Annotated in this window: 10 protein-coding genes; 6 read left to right on the forward strand and 4 right to left on the reverse strand. The window is 71.7% G+C overall.

Translation table 11 applies throughout. The features are described from left to right. Positions 1–21: 21 nt before the first annotated feature. Positions 22–1,320, reverse strand: a complete 1,299-nt coding sequence (locus tag AB0O48_RS22425) for a sugar ABC transporter substrate-binding protein (RefSeq protein WP_357255627.1) — start codon at positions 1,318–1,320, stop codon at positions 22–24. A gap of 237 nt (positions 1,321–1,557) precedes the next feature. On the opposite strand from AB0O48_RS22425, the gene AB0O48_RS22430 reads away from it, so the two are divergent. Together AB0O48_RS22430 and AB0O48_RS22435 are read left to right on the forward strand one after the other, a co-directional pair. Next, positions 1,558–2,757, forward strand: a complete 1,200-nt coding sequence (locus tag AB0O48_RS22430) for an ROK family transcriptional regulator (protein ID WP_357255628.1) — start codon at positions 1,558–1,560, stop codon at positions 2,755–2,757. Positions 2,758–3,066: 309 nt separating this feature from the next. Continuing rightward, positions 3,067–5,703, forward strand: a complete 2,637-nt coding sequence (locus AB0O48_RS22435; RefSeq protein WP_357572352.1) for a discoidin domain-containing protein — start codon at positions 3,067–3,069, stop codon at positions 5,701–5,703. Positions 5,704–5,810: 107 nt separating this feature from the next. On the opposite strand, the gene AB0O48_RS22440 is transcribed toward AB0O48_RS22435, so the two are convergent. Continuing rightward, entirely contained in the window at positions 5,811–7,166 is a 1,356-nt protein-coding gene (locus AB0O48_RS22440) for an FAD-dependent oxidoreductase (protein ID WP_357255632.1), read from the reverse strand. A gap of 127 nt (positions 7,167–7,293) precedes the next feature. Here AB0O48_RS22440 and AB0O48_RS22445 point away from each other — a divergent pair, with 127 nt between their 5' ends. After that, entirely contained in the window at positions 7,294–8,427 is a 1,134-nt protein-coding gene (locus tag AB0O48_RS22445) for a glutamate--cysteine ligase (protein ID WP_357255634.1), read from the forward strand. Between the two features lie 10 nt (positions 8,428–8,437). On the opposite strand, the gene AB0O48_RS22450 is transcribed toward AB0O48_RS22445, so the two are convergent. Both AB0O48_RS22450 and AB0O48_RS22455 read right to left on the reverse strand, forming a co-directional pair. Then, positions 8,438–10,222 (reverse strand): N-acetylglutaminylglutamine amidotransferase, encoded by a 1,785-nt coding sequence (locus AB0O48_RS22450; RefSeq protein WP_357255636.1) that lies wholly within the window; start codon positions 10,220–10,222, stop codon positions 8,438–8,440. Positions 10,223–10,312: 90 nt separating this feature from the next. Beyond that, positions 10,313–10,744, reverse strand: a complete 432-nt coding sequence (locus AB0O48_RS22455; protein WP_357255638.1) for a MarR family transcriptional regulator — start codon at positions 10,742–10,744, stop codon at positions 10,313–10,315. A gap of 94 nt (positions 10,745–10,838) precedes the next feature. Here AB0O48_RS22455 and AB0O48_RS22460 point away from each other — a divergent pair, with 94 nt between their 5' ends. From AB0O48_RS22460 to AB0O48_RS22470, 3 genes are all read left to right on the forward strand, one after another. Continuing rightward, a complete protein-coding gene (locus AB0O48_RS22460) occupies positions 10,839–12,617 on the forward strand; it encodes an ABC transporter ATP-binding protein (protein WP_357255695.1) in 1,779 nt (592 codons plus the stop codon). 47 nt (positions 12,618–12,664) lie between these two features. Further along, positions 12,665–13,306: a TMEM175 family protein gene (locus AB0O48_RS22465; protein WP_357255640.1), complete on the forward strand. Its 642-nt coding sequence runs from the start codon at positions 12,665–12,667 to the stop codon at positions 13,304–13,306. 183 nt (positions 13,307–13,489) lie between these two features. Further along, entirely contained in the window at positions 13,490–14,038 is a 549-nt protein-coding gene (locus tag AB0O48_RS22470; protein ID WP_365068094.1) for a hypothetical protein, read from the forward strand. Positions 14,039–14,061: the final 23 nt, after the last annotated feature.

Here is a 14,061-nt window from a genome sequence, read left to right on the forward strand (position 1 = left end):
CGGCCACCGGTGACGCCTGGGTCAGCGCATCTTCTGCTGCGCGTCGGTCAGCTTCGCCTTCACCGAGGCCTCGGTGACCGGCTTGCCGCTGGCCGCGTCCGCGAACAGCTCCTTCATCGCGGTGCCGACCAGGGTCTCGAAGGTGCTCTCCTCGGGCACCTGCGGCAGCGGGGCCGCCGTGGTGACCAGGGTCTCCTGGATGGTCTTCTGCTCGGTGGCGCTGAACGCCGGGTCGGAACCCGCGGTCTTCACCGCCGGCAGCGAACCGTACGTCTTGTTGAGGATCGTCTGCTCCTCGTCGCTGGTCATGAACTTCACGAAGCTCAGCGCGCCGTCCTTGTTCTTGGTGTGCTTGAAGACGGCCATGTTGATGCCGGCGACCATGCTGTTGACCTTCTTGCCGCCGGCCGGCGGGCTGGCCAGGAACGGCACCGGGGCCACCCCGTACGCGTCGGCGGGCATGTTCTGCGTCTTCAGGTTCGAGCCGGCGGACTGCCACAGCAGCATGGCGGCCTTGCCGTTGGCGAAGTCGGAGACCGACTGGTTCTGCGCGTACTCGGCGTTGCTCGGGTTGGTGATCTTGTCGGCGGCCATGAAGTCGATGTACCGCTTGATCGCCGAGACGTTCTGCGGGGTGTCGAAGGTCGGCTTGCCGGCCGAGTCGAACCACTCGCCGCCGTACTGCTGGCTGAAGGTGAACGCGTGGTGGGCGTTCTCCGACGGGTTGGCGCCCTCGATGGCCAGGCCCCACTTGCCGCCGGTGCTCAGCTTCTTGCCGTACTCGGCGAGCTGCTCCCAGGTGGTCGGCGGCGCGGTGATGCCGGCGTCGGCGAACGACTTCTTGTTGTAGTACAGGCTGTACGCCATGCTGTAGAGCGGCACGGCGGCCGGCGGCTTGCCGGGGGCGCCGGCGGCGGCGAGCGCGGCGGGCACGATCCGGTCCTTGCCGCCGACGGCCTGCAGGGTGGCGTCGTCGAACTCGACGAGCGCGCCGGTGGCCTGCAACGACGCCGACCAGGTGTTGCCGATGTTGACCACGTCCGGGCCCTTGCCCGAGGCGGCGGCGGCGAGCAGCCGGTTGAGCAGGTCCGACCAGGGGACCACCTCGACGGTGACCTTGATCCCGGTCTGCTTCTCGAACTTGTCCAGCTCGGGCTGGAGGGTCGTCTTGTCGGCCTCCAGGCTGGCGCCCTGGTTGCTGGCCCAGTAGGTCAGCGTCTTGGGCGATGCGGCGGAGTCGTCGCCGGAGCCGCCGCAGGCGGTCAGCGAGGCGGCGGCCAGTACGGCGGCGGTGAATATCCCGAGGTGTCGTCTCGACACGGGTCAGCCCTTCCGGTGCGTGGTGGGGGTCCGCCGACCTCCGTCGCCGATAGGGGTCGGGCGACGGGTGGCCGGCTGCGGGACAGGGTTCGGGGGTGCGCCGTCGGGGTCCGTCGGCGTTTCCCGGGAGTTACATCACGGCTTAATTTATGTCGTCATTAAAGTGGTTGGCCGGTGGGTCGTCAAGCACGAGGCGGTTACAGTCGCCTCGAACGACCGACGGGAACGAGGTGTCGAGTGGAGCTGGCGCGTGCCACCAACCGCAGTGTGCGGCTGCGCAACCGGTCCGCCCTGCTGACCAAGCTCTTCCTCGACGGCCCGCTCACCCGACAGGACCTGGTGCGCAGCACCGGGCTGAGCCAGCCGGCGGTCAGCAACGTGGTGGCCGACCTGATCGACGAGGGGCTGGTCGCCGAGGCCGGGGCCGCCGAGTCCGACGGTGGGCGGCCCAGCATGCTGCTGCGGATCGCGCCCCGCTTCGCGTTCCTGGTGGGCGTGGACGTCGGTGAGACCCGGGTCCGGGTGGAGCTGTTCGACTTCGCGATGACCCTGCTGGCCAGCGTCGAGTATCCGCTCGACCCGGCCCGCACCGAGCCGGACCTGGTGGCCGGGCACGTGCTGGCGGGCATCGACGCGGTGACCGGTCAGGCGCAGGTGGCCCCCGGCGACGTGCTCGGCGTCGGCATCGGCGTCTCGGGAGTCGTCGAGCAGGGCGTCGAGGCCGTCGTGCACGCCCAGGCCCTCGGCTGGGACCGGGTGCCGCTGGAACGGCTGATCAGCGCGGGCACCGACCTGCCCCTGCACATCGACAACGGCGCGAAGACCCTCGGCCAGGCCGAGATGTGGTTCGGCGCCGGCCGAGGCGCCCGGCACGCCGTCTTCGCGCTCGTCGGCTCCGGCGTGGGCGCGTCGGTGGTGACCGGCGGTGCCACCTACCGGGGCGCGTCCAGCAGCGCGGGGGAGTGGGGGCACACCACCCTGGTGTACGGCGGCCGGGCCTGCCGGTGCGGCGCGCGCGGCTGCCTGGAGGCGTACGTGGGCGCGGAGGCGATCATCGACCGCTACCGGGAGGCGCGCCGAGGTCGACAGGTGCCGGGCGAGGACGAGGAGTCCCAGCTCGCCGCGCTCGTCGCCGCCGCCGACACCTCGGTCACCGCCCGGCGGGTGCTGGACGAGACCGCCGGCTACCTCGGTGCGGGCGTGGCCAACCTGATCAACCTGTTCAACCCGGAGCGGGTGGTGCTCGGCGGCTGGGCGGCGATGGCGCTGGGCGACCTGCTGCCGGCCGTCCGCGAGGCCGCCGGTCGGCAGGCCCTGCGCCAACCGTTCGAGCAGGCGTCGATCGAGCTGTGCCGCCTCGGCGTGGACGCGGTGGCGTTGGGCGCCGCCACGCTGCCGATCGCCCGCTTCCTCACCGAGGGCGGCGTCCGCCGCTGAGCCCCACCCCCCTCTCCCTTGTTGATCAAGAGGTTTGCGTCAGGAATCACGCCTGGGATGACGCAAACCTCTTGATCACCGGGTGAACACGACCGGCGGCGGCTGCGGCGAATTACACAAAAAGAATCCTCGGGATAAATAACGAACTTATAGATCGATGTCTTGACGCCGCCGCAATCTCGCCGCAACACTCCTACGAGAGCGCTCTCCGACCCGCGGCGTCGCGTCGGCGGCACCACCCACGGCACCACGGGGCGAGCCCGATCCCACCCTCGCGGCATCCGTAACCCCCTATCGACAGGCGATGTCATGACATCTCGTGCAACATCCGTACGCCCGCGTCCCCGACGGGCGGTTCGACACCTGCTCGTCGGGCTCGCCGTGGCCCTGGTCGCGGCGCTCACGCCCGCCGGTGCCACCACCCCCGCGCAGGCCGCGCCCACCCTGCTCTCGCAGGGCCGCCCCGCCACCGCCTCGTCCACCGAGAACGCCGGCACCCCCGCCAGCGCCGCCGTGGACGGCAACACCGGCACCCGCTGGGCCAGCGCGTTCAGCGACCCGCAGTGGCTCCAGGTCGACCTGGGTGCCCGGGCCACCATCAGCCAGGTGAACCTGCTCTGGGAGGGCGCCTACGGGCGGGCCTTCCAGCTCCAGACCTCCGACGACGGTGCCACCTGGACCACGATCTACTCGACCACCACCGGCACCGGCGGCACCCAGAACCTCACCGTCACCGGCGCCGGCCGCTACGTCCGGATGAACGGCACCGCCCGGGGCACCGCCTACGGCTACTCGCTCTGGGAGTTCCAGGTCTACGGCGAGACCGGGGGCACCACGCCCACCTGCGGCAGCACCAACGTCGCCCAGGGCAGCCCGGCGACCGCCTCGTCCACCCAGGACGCCGGCCTCGCGGCGTCCGCCGCCGTCGACGGCAACACCGGCACCCGCTGGGCCAGCACCGCCAGCGACCCGCAGTGGCTGCGCGTCGACCTGGGCAGCACCCGCACGATCTGCCGGGTGGTGCTCACCTGGGAAGCCGCGTACGCCCGGGCCTTCCAGCTCCAGACCTCGACCGACGGGTCCACGTGGACGTCGATCTACTCGACCACCACCGGCACCGGCGGCACGCAGTCCCTCACCGTCAGCGGCAGCGGCCGCTACCTGCGGATGTACGGCACCGCGCGGGGCACCGCCTACGGCTACTCGCTGTGGGAGCTGGCGGTGAACACCACCGGCGGCGGGACCAGCGAGCCCCCGGTCGACACGACCGACCCGCGCAACCCGAACCTCGGCCCGAACACGTTCGTCTTCGACCCGAGCACCCCGACGTCGACCATCCAGAGTCGACTGAACACCCTGTTCACCCAGCAGGAGACCAACCAGTTCGGCCCGCAGCGCTACGCGGTGCTGTTCAAGCCCGGCACCTACACCGCCGACGTCAACCTCGGCTTCTTCACCCAGGTCGCCGGCCTCGGCATGAGCCCGGACGACGTCAACCTCAACGGTCACGTCCGCACCGAGGCGTTCTGGTTCGGCGGCAACGCCACCCAGAACTTCTGGCGGGCCGCCGAGAACCTCTCGGTCACCCTGCCCGCCGGGCAGACCGTGGAGCGCTGGGCGGTGTCCCAGGCCGCGCCGTACCGGCGGATGCACCTGCGCGGCGCGCAGAACCAGATCCAGCTCTGGAACGGCGGCGACGGCTGGTCCAGCGGCGGCCTGATGGCCGACACCCGCGTCGACGGCCTGGTCGTCTCCGGCTCGCAGCAGCAGTGGTACTCCCGCAACAGCGAGTTCGGCAACGGCTGGACCGGCTCGGTGTGGAACATGGTCTTCCAGGGCGTCAACGGCGCTCCCGCGCCGAGCTTCCCCAACCCGTCGCACACCGTCATCGCGCAGACCCCACAGGTCCGCGAGAAGCCGTTCCTCTACGTCGACGGCACCGGCGAGTACCGGGTCTTCGTGCCGGCGCTGCGCACCAACTCGACGGGCACCAGCTGGTACAACAAGACCCCGGCCGGCTCGTCCATCTCGCTGTCGCAGTTCTTCGTCGTCCAGGCCGGCACCAGCGCCGCCACCATCAACGCGGCCCTCGCCCAGGGCAAGCACCTGCTCTTCACCCCGGGCGTGCACCACGTCACCGAGCCGATCCAGGTCAACCGGGCCGACACGGTGATCCTCGGTCTCGGCCTGGCCACCATCCAGGCCGACAACGGCAGCGTCGGGATGCGGGTGGCCGACGTCGACGGCGTCAAGGTCGCCGGCCTGATGTTCGAGGCCGGCACGACCAACTCGCCGGTACTGATGGAGGTCGGGCCGTCCGGATCGTCGGCGAACCACGCCAGCAACCCGACCTCCCTGCACGACGTGTTCTTCCGCATCGGCGGGCCACACGTCGGCAAGGCCACCAACACGTTGACCGTCAACAGCGACAACGTGATCGGTGACCACATGTGGCTGTGGCGGGCCGACCACGCCGCCAGCGGCGTACCGACCGGGTGGACGTTGAACACCGCCGACACCGGGCTCACCGTCAACGGCGACAACGTCACCATGTACGGCCTCTTCGTCGAGCACTACCAGAAGTACCAGACCATCTGGAACGGCAACGGCGGTCGGACGTACTTCTACCAGAACGAACTGCCGTACGACCCGCCGAACCAGGCGGCCTGGATGAACGGGTCGACCCGGGGCTACGCCGCGTACAAGGTCGCCGACTCGGTGACCAGCCACCAGGCGTTCGGGCTGGGCAGCTACAGCTACTTCAACGTCAACCCCGCCGTCGTGGAGGAACGGGCCTTCGAGGTGCCCACCAACCCGAACGTGCGCTTCACCAACATGGTCACCGTCTCGCTCGGTGGCGTCGGCACCATCAACCGGGTGATCAACAACGCCGGTGGCACCGCGAACGCGGCCAACCAGCAGGTGTACCTGACCACCTACCCCTGACCGGTGCGCCCGCGCCGGCCCGGTGGTTGCCGGGTTGGCGCGGGTCGCCACCGTGGGCCGAGCCGGCCCGGTCCCGCCGAGACCGGGCCGGCCTCGGTCGTGCCCGCTCAACCCGCCAGCACCTCCGCCGCCGCCCGCTCACCAGCCCGCACCGCGCCTTCCAGGTAGCCGGTCCAGCGGGTCGCCGTCTCGGTGCCCGCCCAGTGCACCCGCCCCACCGGCGCCCGCAGGTGCGGACCGTACGTCTGCCAGGTGCCCGGCGTGAGCGCGCCGCAGAAGCAGCCCCGGGTCCACTCGTCGGCCGACCAGTCGTACTCGACGAGGTCCACCGGCTCTTCGGCGCGCGGCCCGACCACGCTGGCGAACGCCTCCAGCAGGCACTGCCGACGCCGCGCGGGGGACATGCCCCGCAGCGCGGCGGCCTCCCCGGCGTAGCTGAACCCGGTCAGCACGCCGAGCGGCGAGGTCGGCGTGGAGTTGTCCACCGTCTCGGTGAGCGGGCCGGCGCTGCTGGTGGACACCCCGGACAGCCCGTCGGCACGCCAGAACGGCTCCGCGTAGACCGCGTGCACCTTCAACGCCGAACCCATCGGCATCCGCTGGGTCAGCCCGTCGCGCAGCACGGGCAGCGGCGGGTCGTACCGGATCCGGCCGGCCAGTGCCGGGGGCAGCGCGACCACCACGGCGTCGGCGGCGACGCGGCCGGTGTCGGTCCACGCCGTCACCCCGTCGATGCTCTGTTGGATCGACCGCACCGGGGTGGCAAACGTCAGCGTTCCCGGGGGCAGGGCGGCGGCCATCCGTTCGGCGAGCGCCGGCGGCCCACCCACGATCCGGTCCTGCTGTGCGCCGCCGGCCATCCCCAGCAACGGACCGGTCCCACCGGCGCTGCGCAGGTAGAACAGCAGATGCAACAGGGACAGCTCGTCCGCGCCGGTGGCCAGCAGCCCGCCGGCGAGCAGCCGCCCCAGGTAGTCGGCGGTGTCGTCGTCCCCGGCCGTCGCGCGCAGCCAGCCGCCGAGGTTCGTCCGATCCCACTGCGCGGCCTCCGGCGCCTGCCAGGGCGCGGCCGGGTCCAGGCGGGCGGCGTACCCGTCGAGCAGGCCGAGCACCCGGCCGACGTCCGCCGGTGGCTCGGCCCGGCGCTGGCCGGCCCAGAGCAGGGTGGGCGCGCCGAGGGCCGCCGACGCGAAGGTGGCCAGGCCATGCTCGGCGACCAGCGCGTACATCCGGTCCTGGGTCGGGCCGATCCACTGCGCCCCCAGGTCGAGCTGCGTGACCTCGGGCAGCCAACGGGTCAACACCCGACCGCCCACCCGGTCGCGGGCCTCCAACACCCGCACCTGGGCGCCGGCGCGGCTGAGCGCCAGCGCGGCGGCGAGACCGGAGAAACCGGCGCCGACCACGACCACCCGGATGCCGTCGGTCACGGCGCTCTGCTTACCCGCAACCGCCTGGCCCATGACTCACCGAACCTCCTCCGAACGGCATCAACTACGGCATCCCCGCACACTGCTCTCCTGAGCGCGCGTTTGTCACCGGGGTGGCCCGGGAAACCGAGGCGCCGGCCGCAGCAGTGGGGGAGGTGTCATGGCATACCGTTCGGCGACCGCCGGCATCGTGCCCGACCTGTCCACCCTCACGCTCGGCGTCGAGGAGGAGTTCCTGCTGCTCGACCCGGACAGCGGGCGCAACCTGCCGGTGGCCGACCAGGTACTGGCCGCGCTGCGTGGACCGGCCCGGGACCAGAGCCGGCAGGAGTTCCGGCACAGCATGGTGGAGATGGTCACCCCGGTCTGCGCCGACCTCGGCGAGCTGCGCGCGCACCTGGTGGCGCTGCGCCACTCCGCCGCCGAGGCCGCCACGGCGGCCGGGGCGCGGCTCGTGGCGATCGGCGCCACGCCGGTGGCCGAGCCGCACCGGACGGTCCCCGACGAGCCGCGCTACCACGCCATGTCGCGCCGGTACGGGCCGGTGGCGCACGACCCGGCGGTGTGCGGCTGCCACATCCACGTCGGGCTGCCCGACCGGGAGTTGGCCGTGCAGGTCTGCAATCACCTGCGGGCGTGGCTGCCGGTGGTGCAGGCGATCACGACGAACTCGCCGTTGCAGGACGGCCACGACACCGGGCACGCCAGTTGGCGGTCGATGCAACTGGAGCGGTGGCCCAGCATCGGCCCGACGCCGTACTTCGACTCGGTGGCCGACTACGACCGGACCGTCGACGAGCTGATCGCCGCCGGCATCATGCTCGACGCCGCGATGGTCTACTGGTACGCCCGACCGTCGTCGGCCTACCCGACGGTCGAGATCCGGGTGGGCGACGTCTGCACCGAGGTGGACGACGCGGTGCTGGTCGCCGCCCTGGTCCGCTCACTTGTCGCCACCCTCGCCGACGATGTCCGTGCCGGGGTGACCGCGCCGCCCATCCGTGACTGTCTGGTGGCCGCCGCGCACTGGCGGGCCGCCCACGACGGCCTCGACGGCGAGCTGATCGACCTGCGCGCCGGCGGCACCCGGCCAGCCTGGGCGCTCGTCGATGAGTTGATGGCGGTGATCGCGCCGGCCCTGTTGCGCCACGGCGACCTGGGGTACGTGTTGGCACAGCTGGCCCGGCTGCGCCGCGACGGCACCGGCGCCGCCCGGCAGCGGCGGGTGCTGGAGCGTACCGGTGAGGTGCGCGCCGTCCTCGACGACCTGGCCGCCCGCACCACGGCCTGGTGATCGGCGGCGCTCAGCGGATGTCGTGGGTCTGGAGCCACAGCTCCAGCAGGCCGAGCTGCCACAGCTTGTTGCTGCCGGCCGCCGCCTCGGCCCGGTCCGGCTCGGCGAGCAGGCGTGCCACGTACTCCGGGCGGAACAGTCCCCGCTCGCGCGCGGCCGGCGCCTGCAACGCCTCGGCGACCATCTCGCGCACCGGGCCGTCCACGTTGCGTAGTGCCGGCACCGGGAAGTAGCCCTTGGGACGGTCGATCACCTCGGCGGGCAGCACCTCCCGGGCGACCTCCTTGAGCACGCCCTTGCCGCTCTGGGCGGCCTTGTGCTGCGGGGGGCAGTGCGCGGCGAGGGTGACCAGGTCCTGGTCGAGGAACGGCGTGCGCACCTCCAGGCCCCACGCCATGCTCATGCTGTCCACCCGCTTGACCGGGTCGTCGGGCAGCATCAGGTGGGTGTCCAGGCGCAGCACGGCGTCCAGCGCGGTCTGCGCCCCGGGCGCGGCGAGGTGTTCGGTGAGCAGCTCCCGGCTGGCGTCGTGCTCCAGCGCGTACGCCGGGCCGACGATGGTGCGCAGCTCGTCGTGGTCGCGGTCGAAGAACGCGGCCGCGAACGTCTCGGCGGCACTGTGTCGGGGTGCCTCGGTGAGGGGCTGGTGGTAGCCGTAGCCGGCGAACACCTCGTCGGCGCCCTGCCCGGACTGCGCCACCTTCACATGCCGCGCCACCTGCTCGGACAGCAGGTGGAAGGCGACCACGTCGTGACTGCCCATCGGCTCGGTCATCGCCAGCACGGCACGCCGGACCGCGGGCACCAGGTCGTCGTCGGCCAGCCGGATCCGGTGGTGGTCGGTGTCGTACGCGCGGGCCACCAGGTCGGAGTAGTGGAACTCGTCGCCGGACTCGCCGTCGCGGCTGTCGAAGCCGATGCTGAACGTGCGCAGGTGCTGCTGGCCGGCCTCGGCGAGCAGCGCCACGATGAGGCTGGAGTCCAGCCCACCGGAGAGCAGCACACCGACCGGCACGTCGGCGACCAGCCGTCGGCGTACCGCTGTGCGCAGCGCGTCCCCGACGGCGGCCCGCCAGTCGGCGGCGTCCATCCCCGCGTCGGCGGGCTCCCGCACGTAGTCGGGCCGCCAGTACACCTCCTCGCGGCTGCGGCCGTCCGCCTCGATCACCCGCAGGGTGGCCGGTGGCAGCTTGCGCACACCGCGCAGCACGGTGCGCGGCGCGGGAACGATGGAGTGCCAGGACAGGTAGTGGTGCAGCGCCACCGGGTCGATGCCGGTGTCGACGTCGCCGGCCCGCAGCAGCGCGGGCAGGGTGGAGGCGAACCGGAGCCGCCCAGGTGTCTCGGCGAGGTAGAGCGGTTTGATGCCGAGCCGGTCGCGGGCCAGGACCAGCCGTCGCCGCACCCGGTCGACCAGCCCGATCGCGAACATGCCGACCAGGTGGTCGACGAAGCGTTCACCCCAGTGCGCGTACGCGACCAGGATCACCTCGGTGTCGCTTGTGGATTCGAAGGCGTACCCGGCGTTCTGCAACTCCTCGCGCAGCTCCGGGTAGTTGTAGATACAGCCGTTGAAGACCAGCGCCAGGCCCAGGTCGTCGCGGACCATCGGCTGTCCGCCCGCGTCGGACAGGTCGATGATGGTCAGCCGGCGGTGCCCGAGGGTCACCCAGCCGTCGGCGAGCAGGCCCTCGTCGTCGGGGCCGCGTGAGCGCATCGCCTCGGTCATCCGGGTGACCGCCGCCGCGTCGGGCGACCGGCCGTCGAAGCGCGCCTCCCCGCTGATCCCGCACATCAGCCGGGCCTCCCGTCACCGTCGCCCCGGCCCTTGCTGGCCGGTCCCGCCGACCAGACGGGGGCCGCTGGCTACCCGGGCGGGCGGTCGTTATGCGCGCAGCGTGCGCAGGATGCGGGCCAACTCGGCGCGGTCGGTGTCGTTGAGGTGGCCGAAGAAGCGATCGGCCTCGGCGCGGCGGGCGGTGCGGATGGCGGTGCCGAGGCGCTTGCCCTCCTCGGTGAGCGCGACCAGGGTCGCCCGCCGGTCGGCCGGGTCGGGTCGGCGTTCGACCAGCCCCCGGGTCTGCAGGTCGTCGACGACCTCGGTTGCCGAGCGGGCCGCGATGCGCAGGTGCTCGGCGAGCGTGCCGGGGCGTACCTCACCGTGGCGGCCCAGCACACCGAGGGCTCGGGACTGGCTGGGGGTGATGTCCCAGGGGGCCAACGACTCCCGCGTCTGCCGTCGCAAACGGGACGCCACGGCCCAGAACGTCTCGGCCAGGCTGTCGTCGTCGCCAGTCCCGGTGGTGTCCTCGGTCACCGGAATACCGTAGCAGCCAATGCGGTTGCTACCTCATGTTGAGGTAACCTCAGCATATCCGACGGAAAGGCAGTGCCCCTTGGAACCCACCCCCATGGGCCGCGACCGCGGCCGCCGCACCCTCAGCGCCGAAGAGAAGACGCAGGCCCGCCAGGTGTCACTACGCCGCATCGGCCGCCTGTTCACTCCCCACCGGCCCGCCCTGGCAGTGGTCACCGTGATCATCGTGCTCTCCTCGATCATCGCGATGGCTACTCCCTTCCTCCTGCGTACCGTGATCGACCGCGCCCTGCCGCAGGGTGACGTGACCCTGCTGGTCTGGCTGGTCCTCGGCATGGTCGCCGTCGCGGCCGTGACCTCCGCCCTCGGCGTCGTGCAGACCTGGATCTCCACCCAGGTCGGGCAGCGGGTGATGCACCGGCTGCGCACCGACGTCTTCAGCCACCTCCAGCGCCAGTCGCTGGGCTTCTTCACCCGCACGCGCACCGGCGAGGTGCAGTCGCGGATCACCAACGACATCGGCGGCATGCAGTCGGTCGTCACCTCGACCGCCACCGCCGTCGCGGCCAACCTCACCACGGTGGTCGCCACCGCCGTGGCCATGGTCGCGCTCTCCTGGCAGCTCTCCCTCGTCTCGCTCGTGGTGCTGCCGCCGGCGATCTGGCTGACTCGCCGCGTCGCTCGGATGCGCCGCGAGATCACCGCCCAGCGGCAACGCGAACTCGCCGACCTCAACGTCACGGTCGAGGAGGGCCTGTCGATCAGCGGCGTGCAGCTCGCCAAGACCCTCGGCACCGGCCCCGCGCTGATCGACAGGTTCACCGCCTCCTCGGAGCGACTCGTCGACCTGGAACTGCGCAGCGAGCTGGCCGGCCGCTGGCGGATGGCCTCGATGAGCATCATCTTCGCCGCCGTACCGGCGGTCATCTACCTCGCCGCCGGACTGCCGGGCACCGCCGGCACGCTGAGCATCGGCACCCTCGTCGCGTTCACCGCCCTGCAGGGCGGCCTGTTCCGACCGCTGATGGGCCTGCTCAACGTGGGCGTCTCGCTCACCGCGTCACTGGCGCTCTTCGCCCGGATCTTCGAGTACCTCGACCTGCCGGTCGACGTGGCCGACCCCGCCGAGCCGGTCCGCCTCGACCCCGCCCGGGTACGCGGACACCTGCGCCTGGAGGACGTCACCTTCGGCTACCCGGGCAGCGACACCGCCGCCCTCGCCGGGATCACCCTGGACGTGCCCGCCGGCACCAGCCTCGCCCTGGTCGGCGAGACCGGCTCCGGCAAGAGCACCCTCGCCGGCCTGGTCAGCCGCCTGCACGACCCGACCGCCGGCCGGCTCACCGTCGACGGCGTCGACCTGCGCGACCTGCGCCTGGCCGACCTGGCCGCGATCGTCGGCGTGGTCAGCCAGGAGACGTACCTGCTGCACACCACCGTCCGGGAGAACCTGCGCTACGCCCGACCGGAGGCCACCGACACCGAGATCGAGGACGCCGCCCGCGCCGCCCAGATCCACGACCTGATCGCCGGGCTGCCCGACGGGTACGACACCATGGTCGGCTCCCGCGGCCACCGGTTCTCCGGCGGTGAGAAGCAGCGGCTCGCCATCGCCCGTACGCTGCTGCGCGACCCGCGCATCCTGGTCCTCGACGAGGCCACCAGCGCGCTGGACACCGAGACCGAGCGGGCCGTGCAGCGGGCGTTCGACGTGCTCGCCGAGGGGCGTACCACGATCACCATCGCCCACCGGCTGTCCACAGTGCGCGACGCCGACCAGATCGCGGTGCTCGACCACGGCCGGATCGTGGAGGCCGGCACCCACGACAGCCTGCTGAACCGCAACGGCCGCTACGCCACCCTGGCCGCCTGAGCCGGTTCCCAGCCACGGGCCAAAACGGCATATAGCATGATCGGTGCATGAACGCCCAGAAGGATACGCCGCCACTGACCCGTCAACCGGGTCGGCTGGTGTCCTTCAGTGACGGTGTCTTCGCCATCGCCGTGACGCTGCTCGTGCTGGAGATCCAACCGCCGCGAGACTTCGGGCACCTCCTGCGGGGCCTCGGGGCGCTCTGGTCGTCGTACCTGGCCTACGCGCTGAGCTTCCTGCTCATCGGGCAGGTGTGGGTCAACCACCACGTCATGTACGACCGCGTCCGACACGTCAACCGGGGAATCCTGTTCCTCAACACGTTGCTCCTGATGGTCATCGCGTTCCTGCCGTTCTCCACCTCGCTCCTCGCCGGGGCGCTCCGTGCGGAGCAGGGACTGCGCACCGCGGTCCTCGTCTACGGCAGCACACTGTGGATGGCGGCGGCCCTGTTCAACGTCATCTGGTTCTACCTCCGCCGCGCCAAACTGCTCGACCCCACCCTCGGCGCGTTCGGCGTCCGGGCCATCGGTCGCCGATTCGCGCTCGCGCTGCTCTGGATCGGCTCCGGCATCCTCGTCGGCGGGTTCGTGCCGATCGCGGGCGTTGCCATCATCGCCGGCTTCCTCCCCGCCTACTACCTACCGATCCGTGGCGAGTACGGCGAGACCAATCAGGTGGCGAGATGACAGCCTCAGCAAAGGCACCCCGTTCTCCCAGTTGCACACGCGTCCCCCTGATCGTTGGCAGCTGAGCGACTCGACACGCCGTTGTCCGCCCTGCTGGGCTGCCAACGATCAGTGCGGCTAGCAGACGTCGAGCTGGGCGGGGCGTTGTCCACAGGAGGTTGGGTTTCCACAGGGCAGCTGCGGGTGTGGTTGCCGAAGGTCGGGGTGGTGCTGCCCGAGGTCTTCGCGGCGGTTTACCTGCTCGACAATCGACCCGGCGCCCCTGCCGTCAGTCGGCTCGGCCCGGCCCTGAGTCAGCGCGCGGCCCTCGCCTGGGCAGACGGCTGCGGCGCGCTCAGTCACCTCAGCGCGCTCGATCTGTGGGGGTTGCGCCCGTCGGCGCCCGGTGAGCCGGTGCACCTCAGCACACCGGCGAGCGCCAGCCTGCGCACCCGACCCGGACTTGTCGTACATCGACGCTGCGGCCTGAGCATGGGACCACCGCACGTCGTCGTCCGGCGGGACCTGCCGGTCATGCGTATCGAGCGGGCACTTGTCGACTCCTGGCCGATGCTGCCACCCGCCGAGCGGCGGGCGCCGGTGATCCGAGCGGTGAACAACTGGCTGACCACACCCCAACGGCTCACAGCGGCCCTGGACACCGTGCCGAAGCTCGCCGACCGGGGTGCTCCGAACACTGCTGACCAAGCTCGCCGACGGCTGCCGCAGCCCGCTGGAGATCTGGGGACATGAGCACGTCTTCAGGGGCCCCGGCA

This window comes from Micromonospora sp. NPDC085948 (assembly GCF_040686315.1).
Classification (GTDB): domain Bacteria; phylum Actinomycetota; class Actinomycetes; order Mycobacteriales; family Micromonosporaceae; genus Micromonospora.